Source organism: Bradyrhizobium sp. KZN70725 (assembly GCF_055264925.1).
Genome location: NZ_JBUYWT010000009.1, coordinates 1 through 19,622, shown reverse-complemented (window position 1 = coordinate 19,622; position 19,622 = coordinate 1). Strand labels below are relative to the sequence as shown.

25 protein-coding genes are annotated in these 19,622 nt (G+C 65.2%); 16 read left to right on the top strand and 9 right to left on the bottom strand.

Annotation, left to right across the window (positions count from 1 at the left end; translation table 11 throughout):
• Positions 1-2 precede the first annotated feature (2 nt).
• From ACZBJS_RS10890 to ACZBJS_RS10865, 6 genes are all read left to right on the top strand, one after another.
• Positions 3-1,373 (top strand): pyruvate dehydrogenase complex dihydrolipoamide acetyltransferase, encoded by a 1,371-nt coding sequence (locus tag ACZBJS_RS10890; protein WP_463438704.1) that lies wholly within the window; start codon positions 3-5, stop codon positions 1,371-1,373.
• A 12-nt stretch (positions 1,374-1,385) separates the two neighbouring features.
• The gene (locus ACZBJS_RS10885; RefSeq protein ID WP_456856005.1) at positions 1,386-1,562 is read left to right on the top strand and encodes a hypothetical protein; all 177 of its coding nucleotides are present in this window, start codon (positions 1,386-1,388) and stop codon (positions 1,560-1,562) included.
• Entirely contained in the window at positions 1,563-1,805 is a 243-nt protein-coding gene (locus tag ACZBJS_RS10880) for a hypothetical protein (RefSeq protein ID WP_057016535.1), read from the top strand.
• A 17-nt stretch (positions 1,806-1,822) separates the two neighbouring features.
• Positions 1,823-3,244, top strand: a complete 1,422-nt coding sequence (gene lpdA, locus ACZBJS_RS10875; RefSeq protein WP_456856007.1) for a dihydrolipoyl dehydrogenase — start codon at positions 1,823-1,825, stop codon at positions 3,242-3,244.
• 179 nt (positions 3,245-3,423) lie between these two features.
• Positions 3,424-4,665 (top strand): threonine synthase, encoded by a 1,242-nt coding sequence (locus ACZBJS_RS10870; protein ID WP_463438703.1) that lies wholly within the window; start codon positions 3,424-3,426, stop codon positions 4,663-4,665.
• A 79-nt stretch (positions 4,666-4,744) separates the two neighbouring features.
• On the top strand, positions 4,745-5,713 hold the full coding sequence (locus ACZBJS_RS10865; protein WP_456856009.1) for a tripartite tricarboxylate transporter substrate binding protein BugD: 969 nt from the start codon (positions 4,745-4,747) through the stop codon (positions 5,711-5,713).
• Between the two features lie 48 nt (positions 5,714-5,761).
• On the opposite strand, the gene ACZBJS_RS10860 is transcribed toward ACZBJS_RS10865, so the two are convergent.
• Positions 5,762-7,981: a lytic transglycosylase domain-containing protein gene (locus ACZBJS_RS10860; RefSeq protein ID WP_076825481.1), complete on the bottom strand. Its 2,220-nt coding sequence runs from the start codon at positions 7,979-7,981 to the stop codon at positions 5,762-5,764.
• Between the two features lie 299 nt (positions 7,982-8,280).
• On the opposite strand from ACZBJS_RS10860, the gene ACZBJS_RS10855 reads away from it, so the two are divergent.
• Together ACZBJS_RS10855 and ACZBJS_RS10850 are read left to right on the top strand one after the other, a co-directional pair.
• Positions 8,281-9,129, top strand: a complete 849-nt coding sequence (locus ACZBJS_RS10855; protein WP_316394244.1) for an SMP-30/gluconolactonase/LRE family protein — start codon at positions 8,281-8,283, stop codon at positions 9,127-9,129.
• Between the two features lie 306 nt (positions 9,130-9,435).
• A complete protein-coding gene (locus ACZBJS_RS10850; RefSeq protein WP_156436145.1) occupies positions 9,436-9,573 on the top strand; it encodes a hypothetical protein in 138 nt (45 codons plus the stop codon).
• A 38-nt stretch (positions 9,574-9,611) separates the two neighbouring features.
• Here the strand turns inward: ACZBJS_RS10850 and ACZBJS_RS10845 are convergent, their stop codons facing one another.
• Genes ACZBJS_RS10845 through dctP form a run of 3 tightly spaced genes read right to left on the bottom strand, consistent with a single transcriptional unit; the run spans position 9,612 to position 12,540 of the window.
• The gene (locus ACZBJS_RS10845) at positions 9,612-10,970 is read right to left on the bottom strand and encodes a TRAP transporter large permease (protein ID WP_168858563.1); all 1,359 of its coding nucleotides are present in this window, start codon (positions 10,968-10,970) and stop codon (positions 9,612-9,614) included.
• The gene (locus ACZBJS_RS10840) at positions 10,967-11,521 is read right to left on the bottom strand and encodes a TRAP transporter small permease (RefSeq protein ID WP_194295317.1); all 555 of its coding nucleotides are present in this window, start codon (positions 11,519-11,521) and stop codon (positions 10,967-10,969) included. The genes ACZBJS_RS10845 and ACZBJS_RS10840 overlap by 4 nt, the downstream gene beginning before the upstream one ends.
• Complete coding sequence (gene dctP / locus ACZBJS_RS10835) at positions 11,518-12,540, bottom strand: TRAP transporter substrate-binding protein DctP (RefSeq protein WP_316394250.1); 1,023 nt, start codon at positions 12,538-12,540, stop codon at positions 11,518-11,520. Before dctP ends, ACZBJS_RS10840 begins: the two co-directional genes overlap by 4 nt.
• 361 nt (positions 12,541-12,901) lie before the next feature.
• Between dctP and ACZBJS_RS10830 the strand changes: the two genes are divergently transcribed.
• Positions 12,902-13,135, top strand: coding sequence for a pentapeptide MXKDX repeat protein (locus ACZBJS_RS10830; RefSeq protein WP_092083897.1), 234 nt, complete (start codon positions 12,902-12,904; stop codon positions 13,133-13,135).
• A 56-nt stretch (positions 13,136-13,191) separates the two neighbouring features.
• On the opposite strand, the gene ACZBJS_RS10825 is transcribed toward ACZBJS_RS10830, so the two are convergent.
• The gene (locus ACZBJS_RS10825; RefSeq protein ID WP_057016541.1) at positions 13,192-13,548 is read right to left on the bottom strand and encodes a DUF6481 family protein; all 357 of its coding nucleotides are present in this window, start codon (positions 13,546-13,548) and stop codon (positions 13,192-13,194) included.
• A 208-nt stretch (positions 13,549-13,756) separates the two neighbouring features.
• Entirely contained in the window at positions 13,757-13,981 is a 225-nt protein-coding gene (locus ACZBJS_RS10820; protein ID WP_057016542.1) for a hypothetical protein, read from the bottom strand.
• Between the two features lie 188 nt (positions 13,982-14,169).
• Between ACZBJS_RS10820 and ACZBJS_RS10815 the strand changes: the two genes are divergently transcribed.
• Both ACZBJS_RS10815 and ACZBJS_RS10810 read left to right on the top strand, forming a co-directional pair.
• A complete protein-coding gene (locus tag ACZBJS_RS10815; RefSeq protein ID WP_162832424.1) occupies positions 14,170-14,346 on the top strand; it encodes a hypothetical protein in 177 nt (58 codons plus the stop codon).
• A 140-nt stretch (positions 14,347-14,486) separates the two neighbouring features.
• The gene (locus tag ACZBJS_RS10810) at positions 14,487-14,762 is read left to right on the top strand and encodes a hypothetical protein (RefSeq protein WP_050384538.1); all 276 of its coding nucleotides are present in this window, start codon (positions 14,487-14,489) and stop codon (positions 14,760-14,762) included.
• A gap of 15 nt (positions 14,763-14,777) precedes the next feature.
• Here the strand turns inward: ACZBJS_RS10810 and ACZBJS_RS10805 are convergent, their stop codons facing one another.
• Complete coding sequence (locus ACZBJS_RS10805) at positions 14,778-14,954, bottom strand: hypothetical protein (protein WP_166205288.1); 177 nt, start codon at positions 14,952-14,954, stop codon at positions 14,778-14,780.
• 208 nt (positions 14,955-15,162) lie between these two features.
• Between ACZBJS_RS10805 and ACZBJS_RS10800 the strand changes: the two genes are divergently transcribed.
• From ACZBJS_RS10800 to ACZBJS_RS10790, 3 genes are all read left to right on the top strand, one after another.
• The gene (locus ACZBJS_RS10800) at positions 15,163-15,378 is read left to right on the top strand and encodes a hypothetical protein (RefSeq protein WP_026192800.1); all 216 of its coding nucleotides are present in this window, start codon (positions 15,163-15,165) and stop codon (positions 15,376-15,378) included.
• Positions 15,379-15,518: 140 nt separating this feature from the next.
• The gene (locus ACZBJS_RS10795) at positions 15,519-16,433 is read left to right on the top strand and encodes a 2-dehydro-3-deoxygalactonokinase (RefSeq protein ID WP_463438722.1); all 915 of its coding nucleotides are present in this window, start codon (positions 15,519-15,521) and stop codon (positions 16,431-16,433) included.
• A gap of 11 nt (positions 16,434-16,444) precedes the next feature.
• Complete coding sequence (locus ACZBJS_RS10790; protein WP_316394255.1) at positions 16,445-17,080, top strand: 2-dehydro-3-deoxy-6-phosphogalactonate aldolase; 636 nt, start codon at positions 16,445-16,447, stop codon at positions 17,078-17,080.
• Positions 17,081-17,096: 16 nt separating this feature from the next.
• Here the strand turns inward: ACZBJS_RS10790 and ACZBJS_RS10785 are convergent, their stop codons facing one another.
• The gene (locus tag ACZBJS_RS10785) at positions 17,097-17,402 is read right to left on the bottom strand and encodes a hypothetical protein (protein ID WP_057016599.1); all 306 of its coding nucleotides are present in this window, start codon (positions 17,400-17,402) and stop codon (positions 17,097-17,099) included.
• Between the two features lie 232 nt (positions 17,403-17,634).
• Here ACZBJS_RS10785 and ACZBJS_RS10780 point away from each other — a divergent pair, with 232 nt between their 5' ends.
• A complete protein-coding gene (locus ACZBJS_RS10780; RefSeq protein WP_076825494.1) occupies positions 17,635-18,048 on the top strand; it encodes an SRPBCC family protein in 414 nt (137 codons plus the stop codon).
• Positions 18,049-18,068: 20 nt separating this feature from the next.
• The gene (locus tag ACZBJS_RS10775; protein WP_316394257.1) at positions 18,069-18,308 is read left to right on the top strand and encodes a YdeI/OmpD-associated family protein; all 240 of its coding nucleotides are present in this window, start codon (positions 18,069-18,071) and stop codon (positions 18,306-18,308) included.
• Between the two features lie 664 nt (positions 18,309-18,972).
• Here ACZBJS_RS10775 and ACZBJS_RS10770 read toward each other — a convergent pair.
• Positions 18,973-19,425 carry a DUF992 domain-containing protein gene (locus tag ACZBJS_RS10770; RefSeq protein ID WP_463438702.1) on the bottom strand — a complete coding sequence of 151 codons (453 nt, stop codon included), beginning with the start codon at positions 19,423-19,425 and terminating at the stop codon, positions 18,973-18,975.
• Positions 19,426-19,622: the final 197 nt, after the last annotated feature.

Below are 19,622 nucleotides of genomic sequence, written 5' to 3'. Positions count from 1 at the left end.
CAATGCCGATCAATATTCTCATGCCCGCGCTGTCGCCGACGATGGAAAAGGGCAACCTCGCCAAGTGGCTCAAGAAAGAGGGCGACAAGGTCAAGTCCGGCGACGTGATCGCGGAGATCGAGACCGACAAGGCGACGATGGAAGTCGAGGCGGTCGACGAAGGCACGATCGCCAGGATCCTGGTGCCCGAGGGCACCCAGGACGTGCCGGTCAACGACGTCATCGCGGTCATGGCCGGCGACGGCGAGGATGTGAAGGCGGCGGCCAGCGCCGGAGCGGGCGCCGCACCTGTCGCGAAACCCGCCGAGGCGCCGAAGCCCGCCGCCCAGGCCGCGCCGGCGGCGGCTCCCGCACCGGCGGCGGCGCCTGCGCCGAAGCCGGCCGCAGCGCCAGCGCCGGCAGCGGCGCCTCAGGCTGCTGCACCGGCCGCGCAGGCTAACGGCCACGCCCGGGTGTTCTCATCGCCCCTGGCGCGCCGGCTGGCAAAGGAAGCCGGCATCGATCTTACCCGCATCACCGGCACCGGCCCGCATGGCCGGGTCATCGCGCGCGACGTCGACGAGGCCAAGTCCGGCAAGGGCCTGAAGGCGCCGGCGGCAGCGCCCGCCGCGGGACCGAGCATCGCGCCGTCAATGTCGGACAAGCAGATCCTCGCGCTGTTCGAGCCGGGCTCCTACGAGGTGGTGCCGCATGACGGCATGCGCCGCACCATCGCGCAGCGTCTCACCGCCTCGGTGCAGAACGTCCCGCACTTCTACCTCACCATCGACTGCGACATCGGCAAGCTGCTCGCCGCGCGCGAGGAGATCAACGCCGCAGCGCCGAAGGACAAGGAGAAGAAGCCGCTCTACAAGATCTCGGTCAACGACTTCGTCATCAAGGCGATGGCGGTCGCGCTGCAGAAGATTCCGAACTGCAACGTCAGCTGGACCGAAGGCGGCATGCTCAAGCACGAGCATTCCGACGTCGGCGTCGCGGTGGCGATGCCGGGCGGCCTGATCACGCCGATCATCCGCAAGGCCGAGACCAAGACACTCTCGACCATCTCCAACGAGATGAAGGATTTCGCCGCCCGCGCCCGCGCCCGCAAGCTGAAGCCGGAGGAATATCAGGGCGGCACCACCGCGGTCTCCAACCTCGGCATGTACGGCATCAACCACTTCACCGCCGTGATCAACCCGCCGCATGCCTCGATCCTCGCGGTTGGCACCTCGGAGGAACGTCCGGTGGTGCGCGGCGGCAAGATCGAGATCGCGCACATGATGAGCGTGACGCTGTCGTGCGATCACCGTGCGATCGACGGCGCGCTCGGCGCCGAGCTGATCGGTGCCTTCAAGCAGCTGATCGAAAACCCTGTGATGATGATGGTGTGACGGGCATCCGCCATGTACGCGATCGTCGGTCCGTACGTCCTGCTCGCCGCTATCGCCGTCGCGTTGCTCGTCGCGGTCAACCGCGACCTGATATCGACGATCCAGTTCAGGATCATGATGATCGGCGCCGCGGTGCTGGCGCTGGCGTGGTCCGCGTTCCTCGGTGCGGTATGGCGGGAGTACGGATGAATGGCCAGCATGGCTCGCACGCGCTGGCCCTGGATCTCGCTGTTGCTGTCGGCCGCACTGGTGCTCAATCCGGTCGGATTGGATTTTCTACACTCCGCGTTCTTCGCCGGCGAGCAGCTGGCGCGGAACATCGCCCAGCCGATCGTGCTGACGGCCCTGGCCATCATGGCCCTGGTGATCGGACTCGAATGGCTGGTCAGGTCATTGATTGCAAGAAGCCGCGCCCGCGGCGTCACACGTTGAGTTGAACGGGAGCCGCCATGGCCGACACATCCTTTGACGTCATCATCATCGGCTCCGGCCCCGGCGGCTACGTGACCGCGATCCGCGCCGCGCAGCTCGGCCTCAAGACCGCGATTGTCGAGAAATCCTATCTCGGCGGCATCTGCCTGAACTGGGGCTGCATCCCGACCAAGGCGCTGCTGCGCTCCGCCGAGATCTATCACTACATGCAGCACGCCAAGGATTACGGGCTGTCGGCCGACAACGTCTCGTTCGATCCGAAGGCGGTGGTGCAGCGCTCGCGCGGCGTCTCGAAGCGCCTCAATGACGGCGTCGGCTTCCTGATGAAGAAGAACAAGGTCACGGTGATCTGGGGCGACGCCACGATCGACGCGCCCGGCAAGATCACGGTGAAGAAGTCGGCGGTCGAGGCGCCGAAGGGCGCCAGCGGGGAGGGCACCTATCAGGCCAAGCACATCATCGTGGCGACCGGCGCGCGGCCGCGCGTGCTGCCCGGGCTCGAGCCCGACAAGAAGCTGATCTGGACCTATTTCGAGGCGATGGTGCCGGAGCGGATGCCCAAATCGCTGCTGGTGGTCGGCTCCGGCGCGATCGGCATCGAGTTCGCCTCGTTCTTCCACACCATGGGCGCCGACGTCACCGTGGTCGAGGTGCTGCCGCAGATTCTCCCGGTCGAGGATGCGGAAATCGCAGGGCTCGCCCGCAAGCGGTTTGAGAAGATGGGGATCAAGATACTCACCTCGACCAAGGTGACAAAGCTCGAGAAGAAGGCCGACAGCGTGGTTGCGACCATCGACGACGGCAAGGAGAAGCCGCAAGCGGTGGAGTTCGAGCGCGTGATTTCGGCGGTCGGCGTGGTCGGCAATATCGAGAATCTCGGGCTGGAGAAGCTTGGCGTCAAAACCGATCGCGGCTGCATCGTGATCGACGGCCTCGGCAAGACCAACGTTCCCGGCATCTATGCGATCGGCGACGTCGCGGGACCGCCGATGCTCGCGCACAAGGCCGAGCATGAGGGCGTGATCTGCATCGAGGCGATCAAGGGCCTGCATCCGCATCCGATGGACAAGCTGATGATCCCGGGCTGCACCTACTGCAACCCGCAGGTCGCCTCCGTCGGCCTCACCGAGGCCAAGGCCAAGGAAGACGGCCGCGAGATCCGGGTCGGCCGCTTCCCGTTCGTCGGCAACGGCAAGGCGATCGCGCTCGGCGAGGACCAGGGCCTCGTCAAGGTGATCTTCGATAAGAAGACCGGCCAGCTGCTCGGCGCCCACATGATCGGCGCCGAGGTCACCGAGCTGATCCAGGGCTACGTCGTGGCGATGAATCTGGAGACCACGGAAGAGGAACTGATGCACACCGTGTTCCCGCATCCGACCTTGTCGGAGATGATGAAGGAAGCGGTGCTCGACGCCTATGGGCGCGTGCTGAATATCTGAGGCCGCGGACGGCGGCCACGGTCCCGTCATCCTGAGGAGCGCGGAGCGCATCCCGAAGGATGCACGGCCCGGAGCGAGCAGCGGGGCTCGTCGCCCTTCGAGACGGCCGCTGCGCGGCCTCCTCAGGGTGACGGGTCCGACAAAACGAATTCGCAAAGAAAAAAGAAAGAGCGCATCTCGTGAAAGACAACGACAACCTCACCATCGAACGCCCGACTTTCGTCATCCATCTCGAATGCGCGATGGAGGGCGATCATTATCCCGCCGACCAGGTGCACAACCTCTCCAAGGCCGGCAAGCCGCTGCTGGTGCGCTATGACCTTGCCGGGGTGAAGAAGGCGCTGACGAAGGACGCCCTGGCGCAGCGTCCCGCCGATTTGTGGCGCTACCGCGAGCTGCTGCCGGTGCGCAAATGCAAAGATATCGTCAGCCTCGGCGAGGTCACGACACCGCTGATCCGGCTGCCGCGGCTCGGCGCCAAGCTTGGCGGCGGCGAGATCATTGTGAAAGATGAAGGCCGGCTGCCGACCGGCTCGTTCAAGGCACGCGGCCTGGTGATGGCGGTGTCGATGGGCAAGGCGCTCGGCATCAAGCACATGGCGATGCCGACCAACGGCAATGCCGGCGCGGCGCTGGCGGCCTATGCGACCTCCTGCGGCATCAAGACCACGATCTTCTGCCCGGCCGATACGCCGGAGGTGAATGTCAGCGAGATCGAGCTGCAGGGCGCCACCGTCTATCGCGTCAACGGCTATATCGATGACTGCGGCAAGATCGTCGGCGAGGGCAAGGCGAAGGTCGGCTGGTTCGATACCTCGACCCTGAAGGAGCCGTACCGGATCGAGGGCAAGAAGACGATGGGGCTTGAACTTGCCGAGCAGCTCGGCTGGGACGTGCCCGACGTGATCTTCTACCCGACCGGCGGCGGCACCGGCCTGATCGGCATGTGGAAGGCGTTCGACGAGCTCGAGAAGATCGGCTTCATCGGAAGCAAGCGCCCGCGCATGGTCGCGGTGCAGGCCTCCGGCTGCGCGCCGATGGTGCGGGCCTATGCGGCCGGCACCGAGCACGCCGCGCGCTGGGAGGACGCCCACACCATCGCCTCGGGCATCCGCGTGCCGCAGGCGATCGGCGACTTCCTCATCCTGCGCGCGGTGCGCGAGAGCAAGGGCTTTGCGATCGCCGTCGATGACGACAAGATCAGCGCCGCCCTCAATGAGGTCGCGCGCGAGGAGGGGCTGCTGCTGTGCCCCGAGGGCGCCGCGACCTATGCCGCCTACAAGGAGAGCCTCGCCGACGGCCGTGTCAGCAAGACCGACCGCGTGATGCTGTTCAACTGCGCCAGCGGCCTGAAATACCCCCTGCCGCCGATCACCCGCACGCTCGACCGGCACAAGCCGATCGACTTCTCGCAGTTCTGACGCCTCATCCGAAGGGCCATCTTGTCGAAAGGTGGCCCTTCAAAAATAATTGGAAACAAGAAAATTGAGGGAGAGCGTGATGCGGAAGCTGGTTCTGGCCGTATTGGCGATGTTCGCGTTGACGGGGACCGTTTCCGCGGAAACCTATCCCGCGCACCCGATCACCATCGTGGTGCCGTTTGCTGCCGGCGGCCCCTCGGATGCGATGGCGCGCATCCTCGGCGAACGAATGAAGCAGTCGCTCGGTGAGGTGCTGCTGATCGAGAACGTGACTGGAGCGGGCGGCTCGATCGGCGTTGGCCGCGCGGTGCGCTCGGCGCCCGACGGCTATACCATCTCGTTCGGTCATCTCGGCACCCATGTCGCCAACGGCGCGATCTACAAGCTCGGCTACGACCTCGTCACCGATCTCGAGCCGGTGGTGCTGCTGCCGAGCAACCCGATGATCATCGTCAGCAAGAACGCCGTGCCGGCGAAATCGCTGAAGGAGTTGCTGGAGTGGCTGAAGTCGCGGCCGGCGCCGCCGACCGCGGGCACCGCCGGCGCCGGCAGCGGCAGCCATATCGCCGGGCTCTATTTCGAGAACGTCTCCGGCATCAAGCTGCAATATGTACCGTATCGCGGCACCGGCCCAGCGCTGAACGACCTCGTCGCCGGCCAGATCGACATCATCGTCGACCAGACCTCGAACTCGATCAACCAGGTCCGTGCCGGCAATATCCGCGCCTATGCGGTCACCGATTCCAAGCGGGTCGCGAATGCGCCTGACGTTCCGACGGTCGACGAGGCCGGCCTGCCGGGCTTCCACATGACGCTGTGGTCCGGCCTCTGGGTGCCGAAGGGTACCCCGAAGGAGATCGTGGCCAAGCTCAACGCCGCTGCGGTCCAGGCGATGGCCGATCCGGCCGTGCAGAAGCAGCTCGAGAATTTGGGCTTGCAGATGCCGCCGAAGGATCAGCTCACGCCGGATGCGCTCGGTGCCTGGCAGAAGGCGGAAATCGCCAAATGGTGGCCGATGATCAAGGCCGCCAACGTGAAGGTGGATTGAAACTTGTCATCCCGGCCGCGCGCAATTGCGCGCTAGGCCGGGACGACGTTATTGCGACGGCATTGCCTCAGCCGGCGCCGCGTTGCTCTCCTGTGTCACGACGCGCTCGCCGTTCTTGGCCACCGCCGTGCCGGCATCCTCGAACCGCGCCTGGTAGACCGCGAAATTCTCCATCACGCGCTGCACGTAGTTGCGCGTCTCGGAGATCGGGATCCGCTCCACCCAGTCGACCGGATCGACCTTGGGATCGCGCGGGTCGCCATAGGCCTTGACCCAGTCGCGGACGCGGCCGCGACCGGCGTTGTAGCCGGCAAAGGTCATGATGTGGCAGTTGCGATATTCCGACAGCAACGCGCTGAGCTCGGCTGCGCCCATCTGGGTGTTGTAGACGGGATCGGACACCATCCGGCTCCAGTCATAGCTGACGCCGAAGCGCTTGGCGGTGTCACGGCCGGCTTCCGGCGTCACCTGCATCAAGCCGACGGCGTTGGCTGCCGACTTGTCGCGCTGGTCGAACGCGCTTTCGGTACGCGCGATCGAGTAGGTCATGCTGCGCCCGATATCGGGCGCGATCGGCGTGTGCTTGGGAATGCCGATCACCGGGAAGGCGTAATGGTCGAAGGCAAAGCCGCGCGCGAGCGCGATCTTGCCGATCTGCAGCATGGCGCGGGCATCGTTGCGGCGGCCGGTCAGCTCGCCGAGCGCTTCGAGCATCCCGACATCGGTGCTTTCCTCGGCGAGGTCGGCGGCGAAATAGAGCACGACGTCGGGCTCGCCGATCGCATAGAGCATATCGGCGGCGCGGACCCGCTCGTCGGTCGCCATGCTGCCGGCGCTGGCAGCCGGCGAGGGCGCGCGCAGCTCGACGCCACCATCACGGCCGAGCTTGGCCAGCGCGAGCTGACCGTAATAGGCCGTCGGGTAGCGCGCGGCGGCCTGGTAGTCGGCCCGCATCGCCGCGGAATTTCCGAGTGCCTCGGCGGCGCGGCCGCGCCAATAGGCGGCGCGCGCCAGCACGGTCGGGTTGGTCTGGCCCTCGTCGATATGCGCGAAGTGCGCCGCGGCGGTCTTGGCGTCGTTGAGATAACGCAGCGCGATCCAGCCGCGCATGAAGTGCATGTCGGAGCGGTAATAAGGATTGTCCGGCGCCGCCGCGGGCCGGATCACGTCATAGGCCGCCTGGTACTCGCCCTGGTCGAGCAGCTTGCGGGAGAGGATGCGGCGCTCGCGCCACCACTGGTCGGTGTCCTGCTGCGCCATCGTCTCGGGCTCAGCCGCGATCGTCACGCGCGCGGCTTCGTCGACCTTGTTCTTCGCAAGCAGCCACTGAATTCGGCACAGCGTGTAACCGAGATCGCGGCGGGCATCGGCCGGCACATCGTTGAGCGTGTCCTCTGCCTTGCTGGATTGTCCGCGGACCGCGCTGCAGGCTTTCACGATCGCCAGATCGTCGCTGCCGAGCCGCTGCGCCGCGCGCCTCGCGCCGGCGAGATCCTTGGCGCCGATCAGCTTGTCCATGCGCGCGCGATGGTCGTCGCGCGTCAGCAGGTCCTTGAACGCATCATAGGCGTCGCTCTCGGAGCGATCGGACAGCTCCTCCGAGCGCCAGGCGTCGCGCACCAGCCGGGTGGCGCCGTCGCGGTCGCCTTCGGCCAGCAGCGTGCGGGCGAGCGCGAACTTGCCCTTGGCGCTGATCGGCTGATCGAGGGTGAAGCCGTGCACCGTGGCCGGATCGCTGCGCTCCTGCCAGATCCGCGCTTCGGCGCGCTTGCGCAACAGCGTGACGCTAGGCCAATCCGGATTGGCCGTCACGAATGCCGCATAACGGCTGAACGGCGCGCTCGATTCCGAGTGGCGCAGCAGATACCACTCGACGAGTTTTCGCCCGACCGGGTCGGTGATCCTGGCCTGGATATCGGTCGCGTCGCTGGTCTTGCCTCTGCGCGCGGCGAGGATCGCGTCCCTGATCGTGGCGAGATCGCCCAACAATTGCGGCTCGGCGGGTTTCTCCGGCTCGGGCGCCTTCTCAGCGGATTTGGAAGGATCGGATTTGGCCTTCGCGGATTTACGTTTGTCGGCGCCGTGTCTGGCGTGCCGCCGCTTGCCGGAGGCACTCTCGCGCGCGGCCTTGCCGCCATGCGCCTTCTTGTCCCCGTGGCCGCTCTTGGCCTGGTGCTGGTGATGCGGCTTGGCGGTCGCCTGGACCGGAAGCAGCGCGAGCGCGGCGGCGGTGGCGAAGCACGCCAGCGGACGTAGGCAACGGTTCATTCCCTGGTCCCCCCTGAGAAACCATGAGGCACTACAGAACGCGTCATACGGCGGCACAACCGCCGCAGATTATCACTACCCTCGATTCTCGAGTCTTAATGCAGCTGCAACTCAACAGGGAAAACGCGGCAAAATATGGAATATGGCGTGTGGAACCCGCGGGAACCGGGGTTTTCACGGACGAAAATGGCGGGCAGCACCGTGCTTTGACCGGTTCCGCGTGAGTTGTATCGTCGTCGCGAGCGCACGTGGGGGCTGCCGATGTCACTGCCACATCACTTTTCTCGAGCCGGTGCGTCATGACGGCTCGCCTCAGAACGATCCTCGACGGCGGCCGCTATTTCGAAGGCCCGCGATGGCATCGCGGGCGGCTCTGGTTCGTCGATTGCATGGCGCGGGCGCTTCTGAGCATCAGCTCGTCGGGCGAGTTGCAGGAGCATGCTGCGCTGACCGACGACACGCCGTGTGGTCTCGGCGTGCTGCCTGATGGGGACATCGTCGTGCTGACGATGTTCAGGAAGCGGCTGCTGCGATTTTCCGATGGAGCGCTGTCAATCTATGCCGATCTCTCCGAGGTCGCGACCGGCACGATCGACGACATGATCATCGACGGGCAGGGACGCGCCTATGTCGGCGATCTCGGCTTCAACCTGCCGCCGCCGGAGCGCCGCGGTGCGGTCGGCCGGATCATCCTCGTGAGGCCCGACGGCAGTGCGCGCGTCGTTGCTGAAGGCTTGCGGTTTCCCAACGGCATTGCCGTCTCCTCCGACCGTCGCCGACTCGTCGTTGCCGAAATGGATGGCGCCGGTCTCGCCGAATACGACATCGCGCCGGACGGCGGCCTGAGCCTGCGCGGGCGGTTCGGCAGCATCAACGATCCCGACGGCATCTGCCTCGATGCCGACGGGGCGACCTGGGTCGCGTCCTTCACGGAAGATGCTTTTGTCCGGATCGATCGCACCGGTGTGGAGCGTAAGCGCATCACGGTGTCCGGCCGCCGCGCGCTTGCCTGCGCGCTCGGAGGCGCGGACCGCAGGACGCTGTTCTGCCTGAGCGCGGAGACGTCCTACGAGGAGCTACGCAAGGGCAGGTCCGCGTCGCGGATCGATGTGATCGAGGTCGACACGCCGGGTGACGGCTATCCCTGACCCGACCGCAGGCGCGTCTCAGTTCTTCTTTTTCTTCTCTTTCCTCTTCAGGATATCGGCCTGACTCTCCTGAAGGCGCGGGCGAGGGAGCGCATCTGGTTGGCGACAAGTGCGTCGGCCGTCGTCAATGCAACTCGCTCCGCGGTCTGCGCCTGCCTGCGAATTGCCTTGGCCATTTTCATGAAGGAACCAATCGCGTCGCGTCGCTCTGGTTCCTGCACCGGCGACGGTGGCTTGAAGCCATCTCGCGGCCTTGAGTTTCGTTCTTGTTTCGTTCATATTGACGCGCTCCGGGGGAGTGCTGCCATGGACGCCGAGCGAGACCGCGAAATCATCAGGCTGTGGAACGAGCTCCGCCGGCTGCAGCGCGAGGGGCGTCCGACGGCGGTGCTGGTCCGCCGGATCGAGAGGGCGCTCGCGGAACGCGAGCAGGAGGCTGCCTGAAACTACGGTCTGCCGCGTCCTCGCTGCGCGCAAGCGGTCTAGCGCCCGCCGTCCGGCCCCATGATCAGATTCGGCAGCCAGGTCGATATCTCCGGAAAGAAGCAGAGCAACAGCACTGCGAACATCATCAGCAGCACGAATGGCAGCGTGCCCCAGATCACCTCGCTCAAGGGGATGTCGGGCGCGACGTTGCGGATGACGAAGATGTTGAGGCCGACCGGCGGATGGATCAGGCCCATCTCCATCACGATCGTCATGACGACGCCGAACCAGATGATATCGAACTCGGCCGCCCGCAGTGGCGGCAGGATGATCGGCGCGGTCATCAGGATGATCGAGACCGGCGGCAGGAAGAAGCCGAGCACGATCACCATCACGAGGATCGCAAACAAGAGCTCCCAGCGCGGCAGGTGCATGGCGACGATCGCTTCCGCCGCCGACTGCGAGATGTGCAGGTAGCTCATCACATAGGAATAGAGCAGTGACATGCCGATGATCAGCATCAGCATGGTGGACTCGCGGATGGTCGATTTCAGGATCGGCGACAGGTCGTTGGGTGTCCACACGCTGTAGATCACGGCGATCAGCCCGAGCGCCAGGAGGCCGCCGAGGCCGGCGGTTTCCGATGGCGTGGCGTAGCCGCCATAGAGCGCAATCATCACGCCGGTCAGCAGCAGCACGAACGGGATCACGCGCGGCAGCGCGCTGAAGCGCTCGGCCATGGTGAATTCGTCATGCTGCAGGATCGCCGCGTCCTTGCCGGTCGCGTCATAGACGGCGCGGGCCATGGCGTATTCCTTGCGGAAGCGGAACACGGCGTAGAAACCGAACAGCGTCACCAGCAGCAGGCCGGGGCCGATGCCGGCGAGAAACAGCCGTCCCAGCGATTTCTCGGCTGCGACGGCGAACAGGATCATCGTGATCGAGGGCGGCAGCAGGATGCCGAGCGTGCCGCCGGCGGCGATGATCCCCGCGGCAAAGCCGCCTGAATAGCCGCGCTTGCGCATCTCCGGGATGCCGGCCGAACCGATCGCCGAGCAGGTCGCCGGCGAGGAGCCGGCCATCGCCGCGAACAGGGCGCAGGCGAACACGTTGGCGACGCCGAGGCCGCCGGGCACGCGGTGCAGCCAGGCGTGCAGCGCCGAATAGAGGTCCTGGCCGGCTCGCGATTTGCCGATCGCCGCGCCCTTCAGGATGAACAGCGGGATCGACAGCAGCGTGATCGAGGCCATCTCCTCGTAGACGTTCTGCGTCACCGTATCGAGCGAGGCCGCCGGCATGAAGATCGCCATGAACACGACCGCGACGGCACCGAGCGCGAACGCGATCGGCATACCGGAGAACATCGCAAACAGGGTGGCAAGTCCGTAGGAGATACCAATACCAAACACGGTCATCGGCGCGCGCCACCCGTCAGCGGAATGATGATTTGCAGGAGGATTTGCACGCAGAGCAGCGTCATGCCCAGCGCCATCAGCACGTAGGGGATGGCGAGCGGCGGCGACCACATCGAGTTGGACACCTGGCCGTCGACATAGGCTTCATGCGCCAGGGTCCAGGATTTCCAGGCGAAGAAGGCGCAGAACGCGAAGCTCGCGACGTCGACCAGCCACAGCCGGATGGCGTTGGCGCGCGCCGAGAGCAGCCCGACGAACGCCTCGATGCTGACATGGCCGCGCTGGCTCTGCACATAGGCCGAGGTCATGAAGGTGGCGCCGACCAGGAGGAAGACGGCCGCCTCGTCCTGCCAGTAGTTCGGGCTGTGGAACAGGGCGCGGCCGAGCACGCTGTAGCTCAGGATCACGCAGGCCGCGACCAGAGCGAGCGCGGCGAACACCACGATGATGTTGTTGCAGATGGACAGCGCGCGCCCAAGCACGGCCACGGGCGTGTTGCCCGCGGCGATGCTTGCGGTTTCGGCCTGATCCGCGACCGGACCATGGATCATGCGGCGACGTCGCTAGCGAGCTTCAGCAGGTTGGCGGCGGTGGCGGTCTTGGCGCCATAGTCCTTCCACGCGGTGTCGCGCGCGATGTCGCGCCACTTGCCGACAATGGTTGCATCGAGCGCGCTGACCTTGGCGCCGGCCTTCTCATAGACCTTGGCGACTTCGGTATCGTCGTCCTGCGCCCCCTTGCGGCCAAACGCCTCGAGCTCGGTGCCGACGGCAAGGATGATGTCCTGCTGGTTTTTCGGCAGCTTGTCGAAGATCGCCTTCGACATCATCAACGGCTCCAGCATGAACCAGTAGGAGGCGCCGGCGCCCGAGGTCAGCGACTTCGCGACCTCCTCGAGGCGGAACGAGATCAGGCTGGTGGAGGAGGTGATGCCGGCGTCGCAGGCGCCGGTCTGCATCGCGGCGTAGAGCTCGTTGGACGGCACCGAGAGCACGGCGGCGCCGGCGGTCTGCAGCACCATGTCCATCTCGCGCGAGCCGCCGCGCACCTTGAGGCCCTTGGCATCTTCAGGCGCCACGATCGCCCTGGAGCGGCTGGCGACGCCGCCGGCCTGCCAGACCCAGGAGATCAGCAGAATGCCCTTGTCGGCGAGGAAGTCGCTCAAGGCCTTGCCGACCGGCTCCTTCTTCCAGCGCAGGCCCTGGTCGTAGGTGGTGACGAGGCCCGGCATCAGGCCGATATTGGTCTCCGGCAATTCGCCGCCGGCATAGGGCATCGGATACAGGCTGAGGTCGAGCGCGCCCTTGCGCATCGCCGAGAACTGCGCGTTGGTCTTGATCAGCGACGAGTTCGGATAGACCTCGGCGGTCAAATCGCCGCCCGAGCGCTTGGCGACCTCGGCCGCGAACATCCTGCACAGCCGGTCGCGGAAGTCGCCCTTGTCGATGGTGCCGCCGGGGAACTGGTGCGAGATCTTCAGCGTGGTCGCGGCATGCGCGGTCCCGATGCCCATCCGCAGGACGGCGGGTGCGGCGAGGGCGGAAGCGAGGACGTGGCGGCGTGTAAGCATTGTTCTCCCCTGAGAGCTTCTTGAGTGGCTGTTAGGCCGGCGCGGAGCTTTAGTTTAGCCGGTCTTCGCGTGAATATTCTCTAGTCTGATAGTTCGAGGCGCCCTGATAGTGCGAGCCGATACGCGGCTGCAAGTCCTGACGTTCAAGTCCTGACGTTCAAGCCTTGCCGTTGTTGCGATGCACACTGATGCGCGGTGACGCCGCGTCGTCACGCAACCGTCGCGCGACCAGCCGCCGGGCGACCGCAGCCGTGCTGCTTCAAGAATTCGTTATTGGAGGTAACGACGGCCGGCGCAAGTGCGTCGAGTAGAGAGCGGCAAGTCGTCGCGCTCACATTCGACCACACAAGGGATCATCACCATGACCACCAAGACCCGCCTCGGCCTTTCCGCCGCGCTGCTCTCGTTCAGCCTGGCGCTGGCGCCCGCCGCCTTCGCTCAGGACAAGATGGGCAAGGATGACGCGATGAAAAAGGAAGACTCGATGTCCAAGGATGCCATGAAGAAGGACGGTGGCATGATGAAGAAGGACGACGCCATGAAGAAGGACGGCGGCGCGATGATGAAGAAAGACGACGGCATGAAGAAGAACTGACTGCCGTCATCGCCCGCTATCCGCAGGCCCGCCGCTCTGGCGGGCCTGGTTGCGCCTTAGCGCTTCTTCTTGCCGCGCTCCTTGCGTGCCGCGTAGCGGGCATCGCGCTTGGCCTTCTGCTCGGCGAGCAGCGCCTCCTCGCGGGCGGCTTCCTCTTCCTTCTCGCGGGCAATGCGGGCGGCCTCGGCGGCGGCGGCCTCTTCCTCGCGGCGCTTCTGCTCGGCCTTTTCGGCCTCGCGGGCTTCCTTGGCCTTGGTGCGGCGTTCGGCGATCGCCGCGCGCTCCTCGGCACGTGCCTTCACAGCGGGATCGTCAGCTCCCGGCTGGGCGCGAAACTTGTTGAGGAGGTTTTGCCGCGCCTGCAGGGCCGCTTTCTGGCGGTCGGCAAAACCCGGTTCCTTGAAGCCACTCATAGAGGAAGCCTTGCTGCTTTCTGTTCGGGTGATGGATGGGGTTGGTTCGGCGTTTCAATAAGTGAATGGCGACGAAATTGCCAGTGGTGAACGGAGGGCTGTGGAGCAAGGGAGATATGAGCCAGCGTCAAGCAGCCATCGTTCGCCCCGCGGACGCGTGGTGAGTGGCTGGTCACCAAGGGCTGTTGAACAAGGGCTGTTGAAAAGTTCAGCCGCGCTGGAGGTGCTCGCGTCGTCCGTTACCCAGGACTTTGGCGACCGTCTCGGCGGTCATCGCGCTCCGGTCCGAGGCGCGCTGGGCTTCCAGCCTGTCGCGCGCCCTTTCGACGATCAGTAGGCTGATCAGCCGCTGCCTGCTGCTCTCATCGACAGCCTCCGAGAGCAACTGCCTGTAACGCTGATAGTCATACGTCGTCGCTTCTTGTTCGCTCATCGGCACGCCCCGCACACGCGCTCCACTTCAGCGAGTAGTCTTTCGCGAGTCGCCCCTGGCGCGCAACGGAATTGCGGTGCCGACGGCCGCGGCCGTGCATTTCGTTGTGCGACTGTTGCAGAATTGATCCCACGCAACCATGCAAAGGGTCATGATGCGGACCATGGCAACCGGGAACCGAAGCGGGCATGAGCGAATCCGACGACGGAGGCAGCAGAAGGGGCGCGCTGATCGGACTGCTGGTCGCGGCGGTCATGCTCGCGGTCGGCCTCTGGCTCGCGCATGACCTGACGGCGGCGAGCAAGATGCAGGACTGCCTGATGTCGGGCCGGACCAACTGTAATGTGATCGAGCCGGCGCGCTGACCCCGTCTTGCGGCAGTGCAATATCGATCCCACATCAACCCCAAAGACTCGGGCTGAACTGTTTGATCCCGGTTGTGATTCCGATCGCACGCGGACAGGCGGGCTGCCTCGACTCCTGGAGATCGGCGGGAACCAAGGCCATGATGTCCAAGCTGTGGTCCGGAAAGGGCGCGGCGCTGGCTGCCGCAGGCGCGGCGGGTGCCGTTTTGGTGGCGTATCTATCCCTGACACTGGCGTCGCCAGAGCCGGTGTCCAATGCGGCGCTCGGGCCGGAATGGCAATGCAGCCGGGTTGCTTTCGTGCTGACCACCTGCACCAGGGGGACCGAGGCGGAACGCGAGGCTGAGGCCAAGCCGGAAGGCGAGGTCAAGGCGATCCCGGTGCGGGCGAAGGACGATTGTCCGCCAGAACTCTAGCGGCCGTATTTCAAGTCATTTCTTGGTGGTACTGCGCGGCTTGATCGACAGGCCGAGGCGCATCGCCATCTTCTTGATCCGCTCCGGCGAGCGGCCGGTCGCCTTGACGACCTCCTCCAGCGACTTCGAGGAGCGTGCCAGTTCCATCAGTCGTCGGTCCTCCTTGAACGACCACCGCGGCTTTCGGGCCATCTTGTTGGTTTCCTTGTGCATTGCTGGGCAACAAAGCCGCCAGGCGGGGTCGCCTGACGGCCTTGCCGGTGTGGGCCCGGACCTTGGGGAAATGTCCGGTGGATAAGCAATACTGCTTCCGAATAAGGCCGCAATTGAAACCGGAATTTAACCTAACCCATCAAGGTTACTTGCAACGTTACTCGGATACGGCGTGGCAGGAGGCCTTATGCGCAAGGTCGCCATTTTGAGTGCCGCAGCATTTTTACTGTCCGGTTGCTGGTCCGACCCGGAGGTTACGGGATCGACCAACAGCTGTGCGGCCAATCTTTACAGTCAGTACAATCCCAAGGTCATGGATCAGTGCGTCAACGCCTGCATCAAATGTGACCGCGGCAACGTGACGACCTGCACGACCTCCTGCACGCTGAAGGGCGCGCGGTAATCGATCCGCGCGTCCGATGCCAGCGAGGCCTCGTGGCGTCATGCCACCGAGCCGCCTTGCGTGGCGCGATGATCGCCTTTATCGCGTCTGGCAGCGGCGCCGTCGGCGCGCGGGACACTGAGAGCGTGGAACAGGGCGCGATGAGCGGGCTTTCCTATGTCGCGGTCGATTGGGGCACCAGCAGCTTCCGGCTCTGGCTGACGGGCGCCGGTGGCAAGGTGCTCGGTGAGCGCCGCAGCGATGAAGGCATGACCGCGGCAGCCAGGACCGGCTTTGCGGCCGTGCTGCAATCGCATCTCGATGCGTTGGGTGTGCCGGCCGACCTGCCGGTCGTGATCTGCGGCATGGCGGGCGCGCGGCAGGGCTGGGTCGAGGCCGGCTATATCGATACGCCGGCGCATCTGTCGGACATCCTCAAGGGCGCTGTCGTGGTCAGCGGGCAGGCGCGCGATATCCGTATCCTGCCCGGGATCGCGCAGCGTGATGCCGCCGCGCCGGACGTCATGCGCGGCGAGGAGACCCAGCTGCTGGGGGCGCTCGGCTTGAACGCGCCGGGCGAGGCGCTCGTCTGCATGCCGGGAACGCATTCCAAATGGGTGAGGGTCCGCGGCGGAACGGTCGAACGCTTTGCGACCTTCATGACCGGAGAGCAGTTCAGCGCGGTCGCGCGCGACACCATCCTGTCGCACGCCGTCGCCGGCGCCGAGGAAGCGGTTGACGGCGATGCGTTCCGCGCGGCGGTCGCGGCGGCATTCGCGGCGCCGGCGCTAGCGGCCAATCTGCTGTTTCGCGTGCGATCGCGGCAGCTGCTGTTCGGCGGCAACGCACAGGCCGCGCGCGAGACGATCTCGGGCACGTTGATCGGCGTCGAACTCGCGGCGGGCCTTGCGGAGCGGGAGCAGGGAGCGCCGGTTACGCTGCTTGCCTCGGGCCGGTTGCAGCGGCTCTATCAGATGGCGCTCGAATGCCTTTCGATTCCGCTCAATGTTATGGATGCGGAGGAGGCGGTTCGCCGTGGCCTCGCCGGCGCGGCGGCGGCGATCTGGAAGAACTGAGGGATCAACGCATGAGTATTCCGTTTCCGCCGATGAATCGGCCGCTGGTCGCGATCCTGCGCGGCGTCAAGCCGGACGAGGTGCTGGGCATCGTCGGCGCGTTGCTCGACGCCGGCATGACCGCGATCGAGATTCCGCTGAACTCGCCAGAGCCGTTCCGCTCGATCGAGATCGCGGCGAAGCGCGCTCCGGCCGATGTTCTGATCGGCGCGGGCACGGTGCTGACTGCAGCCGACGTCGATCGCCTGCACGACGTCGGCGGCCGCCTCATGGTGTCGCCGAATGTCGATGTCGAGGTGCTGGCGCGTGCAAGGGACCACGCGATGATCACGATGCCCGGCGTGTTCTCGCCGACGGAAGCGCTGCTCGCCGCGCGCGCGGGGGCATCTAGCCTGAAATTCTTTCCGGCCAGCGTGCTCGGCGCCGCCGGCATCACCGCGATCCGCGCCGTGCTGCCGCCGGACGTGATGATCGCCGCGGTCGGCGGCGTCTCGGACCAGAATTTCGCCGAGTATGTGAAGGCAGGCATTCGCGCCTTCGGTCTCGGCAGCAGCCTTTACAAGCCGGGCATGACGGCCGCGGATATTGCGGTCAGGGCAAGGCTGACGATCGAGGCCTATGACAAGGCCGTGCAGGGTACCGGCTAGGCTCGGCGCAAGCGCGCTAATCGTCCCGCCTGCCGCCGTCGATCACCCTGAACAGCGGGGCCGCCTCGCGGGGATTCTCAAGCAGCTCTTCGACCATGGCGATCGCGGCCGCGACGTATTTCCCGGTCGCGGCGTCCAGCGGCCGTTCGGCTTCGTCTGACAGCGCGAGCCTTGCGCCTTCGAGCAGCTTGCGGGTGCGGACGGCGGACTCGTCGCCGGCGGTGAGGGCGGCGCGCGCGATCGATCGCAGCACGAACAATTCGCCCTCCAGCCGCAGCAGGCGGTCGTTCAGCTTGCTCAGGACGGTGTTCAGGTTCCGCATGATGCGCTCTCCGGGCATTGGACCGTCTTCCATACACGGTCATTCCTGACGAAATTCTTGTGACGACCGCGCACCATTTGGTTGGTCGAATGGCATCTCGGATATTCTCATGCTCCCGGTGGCCCGGGCATTGCCATTTGACGAAGGCATCAATGGCCCTAATAGAATGGCTGCGGTCCGGCGCCGCCCGGGAGGCGCGTCAGCTTCACCCCATCGCAACGAGGGAATTGATATGAGGATTGCCGTCGAAACGACCGTTGCCGCGCCGATCGCGGATGTCTGGCGCGCCTATACGACGCCTGACGACATCAAGCAGTGGAACGCGGCTTCCGACGATTGGCACACGACCGCCGCGACCGTCGACCTGCGCACCGGCGGCGCCTTCTCGTCGCGAATGGAAGCCAAGGACGGCAGCATGGGGTTCGATTTCGCCGGCACCTACACCAGGGTCGAGGAGCCCCGTCTGCTCGAATATTCGTTCGGCGATCGCAGCGCGCAGGTCGCATTCACGCCGGAGAGCGGCGGCGTCAAGGTGCAGGTCAGCTTCGACAGCGAGGATACCCATTCGGTCGAGCAGCAGCGCGGCGGTTGGCAGGCGATCCTGGATAACTTCAAGCGTTACGTCGAAGCCAAGCGGCGGTCCTGATCCGGCGACTTGAGAGCGGCGTGACGTTGAAGCGACCGCGCGCGGCGATGCCGGCGAGCATCCGCCGCAAGCTCGATGCTGCCGGACTGATGCAGGCGTTCAAGACGCGCCCGCCGTATCAGCGCAACGACTATCTGCACTGGATCGGCCGCAGCGTGCGAACTGCAACACAGCGCAAGCGGATCGACCAGATGCTGGCGGAATTGAAGGCCGGTGGGGTGTATATGGGAATGGCGCATCGGCCGAGCAAACCAAAGTGAGACTCTCGCGGCGTGACCGCTGCGCGCGGTGCGTTCGCATCGCTCGCGTGATGTTTTGGTCGTGCGAATCCTCATCGAACAAAAAGGACGATCTGGGAATCGTCCATCGCGGTCCTGAAAAATATCGACGACCGATGCGCGCACTCACAATCCTCTAGCAAAACATTCTTGGATTAAGAAATTGCGAAGCGCGCTGCCGGCGCTCACGGCAAGTGGAACCTGCAATCGCACGAACGGAAAGCGATCAGTCCCTCAATCGCCGCCGGAACTTTGTTCACGCACGGAGAACTACGGAATCGTTTCGTGCGCTGAATGATAAAAACGGCGAGTGATTTCACGGCACACGGCGAACATCAAAAAAGAAAGGCCTCAGCGCGTGGGCCACGCTGAGGCCAAGTAAACACTTTGGTCGTGAGGCACCGTCGCCGGCGCCTCGATGCCTAACCTATCTTTGTTTCTGTGTTTCCAAATGGCCCATTTGGGCCATGCCGCGTGATAGCCAATTTGGGACATGCGCCGCTGGCACAAAGTGTGCAGACTTGGAGCTGTCAGGATTTTGCATCACCTTCCTGGGGCTAGGGCCAGCGCCGTCCGCATCTATTTCAAGCGGACGGCGTTGTGCATTCCGGCGGCCGCGCCGGCCATCGCCTGGCTGCGCTCAGGGTCAGCGGTCCACCGGCCGAATCTCGAGGTTCTCGATTTTCAGGGGCGGCGTTGAGGGGACGTTCCGCTCGTTCAACGGATGCAGCGTGATCGGCGTATTCGTGCCGCCGGCGAGAACGTTGACGCCGGCGCCGTCGGCATGGGCGTAGCCGCCGGCGAGATCGTCGCTTCCAAGCCACGGCACGGGCGCCATCACCTTCCAGGTCATGGCGACTTCTTGATCTCCGATCAAAACGCCGAGGTTGCGGATGGCCGCGACATAACGACTGTCCGGCGTGCTATCGACGTGCAGCACGCAATTGAGGTTGGTCACCGGACCCACCACGAACCCGGTATCGGGTCCGCCACGACACTCAAGCGTTCCGGCCTGCACCTGCTGCGCATTGGCGGCTGCGAGCGGCGCAGCGAGAACCGCCGCACCACACAGAGCAGAGGCGATCGGACGGCTTGTCACACGCATGGTGCTGGATAACGCGGATCGGCGCGCAATCGGCCCATGACCCCGCGTGCGGCCTTCGCTTGTGGTTAAGAGAGCCTTAGTCTTACTGAGTCAGAAAGCCGCGATCTGGAGGGTTGAGAATCGCATATTAAGGGAGATTCAACGTGGTCGAGGAGGCCGAGATGGATCGCCGAGGGAGAGGAACCAGCGAG

Bases quoted from the DNA above. Each gene is read 5' to 3' on its own strand.
- ACZBJS_RS10890 (WP_463438704.1), top strand. From the start codon at position 3: ATGCCGATCAATATTCTCATGCCCGCGCTGTCGCCGACGATGGAAAAG.
- ACZBJS_RS10885 (WP_456856005.1), top strand. From the start codon at position 1,386: ATGTACGCGATCGTCGGTCCGTACGTCCTGCTCGCCGCTATCGCCGTC.
- ACZBJS_RS10880 (WP_057016535.1), top strand. From the start codon at position 1,563: ATGGCCAGCATGGCTCGCACGCGCTGGCCCTGGATCTCGCTGTTGCTG.
- lpdA (WP_456856007.1), top strand. From the start codon at position 1,823: ATGGCCGACACATCCTTTGACGTCATCATCATCGGCTCCGGCCCCGGC.
- ACZBJS_RS10865 (WP_456856009.1), top strand. From the start codon at position 4,745: ATGCGGAAGCTGGTTCTGGCCGTATTGGCGATGTTCGCGTTGACGGGG.
- ACZBJS_RS10860 (WP_076825481.1), bottom strand. From the start codon at position 7,981: ATGAACCGTTGCCTACGTCCGCTGGCGTGCTTCGCCACCGCCGCCGCG.
- ACZBJS_RS10855 (WP_316394244.1), top strand. From the start codon at position 8,281: ATGACGGCTCGCCTCAGAACGATCCTCGACGGCGGCCGCTATTTCGAA.
- ACZBJS_RS10850 (WP_156436145.1), top strand. From the start codon at position 9,436: ATGGACGCCGAGCGAGACCGCGAAATCATCAGGCTGTGGAACGAGCTC.
- ACZBJS_RS10845 (WP_168858563.1), bottom strand. From the start codon at position 10,970: ATGACCGTGTTTGGTATTGGTATCTCCTACGGACTTGCCACCCTGTTT.
- ACZBJS_RS10840 (WP_194295317.1), bottom strand. From the start codon at position 11,521: ATGATCCATGGTCCGGTCGCGGATCAGGCCGAAACCGCAAGCATCGCC.
- dctP (WP_316394250.1), bottom strand. From the start codon at position 12,540: ATGCTTACACGCCGCCACGTCCTCGCTTCCGCCCTCGCCGCACCCGCC.
- ACZBJS_RS10830 (WP_092083897.1), top strand. From the start codon at position 12,902: ATGACCACCAAGACCCGCCTCGGCCTTTCCGCCGCGCTGCTCTCGTTC.
- ACZBJS_RS10825 (WP_057016541.1), bottom strand. From the start codon at position 13,548: ATGAGTGGCTTCAAGGAACCGGGTTTTGCCGACCGCCAGAAAGCGGCC.
- ACZBJS_RS10820 (WP_057016542.1), bottom strand. From the start codon at position 13,981: ATGAGCGAACAAGAAGCGACGACGTATGACTATCAGCGTTACAGGCAG.
- ACZBJS_RS10815 (WP_162832424.1), top strand. From the start codon at position 14,170: ATGAGCGAATCCGACGACGGAGGCAGCAGAAGGGGCGCGCTGATCGGA.
- ACZBJS_RS10810 (WP_050384538.1), top strand. From the start codon at position 14,487: ATGATGTCCAAGCTGTGGTCCGGAAAGGGCGCGGCGCTGGCTGCCGCA.
- ACZBJS_RS10805 (WP_166205288.1), bottom strand. From the start codon at position 14,954: ATGGCCCGAAAGCCGCGGTGGTCGTTCAAGGAGGACCGACGACTGATG.
- ACZBJS_RS10800 (WP_026192800.1), top strand. From the start codon at position 15,163: ATGCGCAAGGTCGCCATTTTGAGTGCCGCAGCATTTTTACTGTCCGGT.
- ACZBJS_RS10795 (WP_463438722.1), top strand. From the start codon at position 15,519: ATGAGCGGGCTTTCCTATGTCGCGGTCGATTGGGGCACCAGCAGCTTC.
- ACZBJS_RS10790 (WP_316394255.1), top strand. From the start codon at position 16,445: ATGAGTATTCCGTTTCCGCCGATGAATCGGCCGCTGGTCGCGATCCTG.
- ACZBJS_RS10785 (WP_057016599.1), bottom strand. From the start codon at position 17,402: ATGCGGAACCTGAACACCGTCCTGAGCAAGCTGAACGACCGCCTGCTG.
- ACZBJS_RS10780 (WP_076825494.1), top strand. From the start codon at position 17,635: ATGAGGATTGCCGTCGAAACGACCGTTGCCGCGCCGATCGCGGATGTC.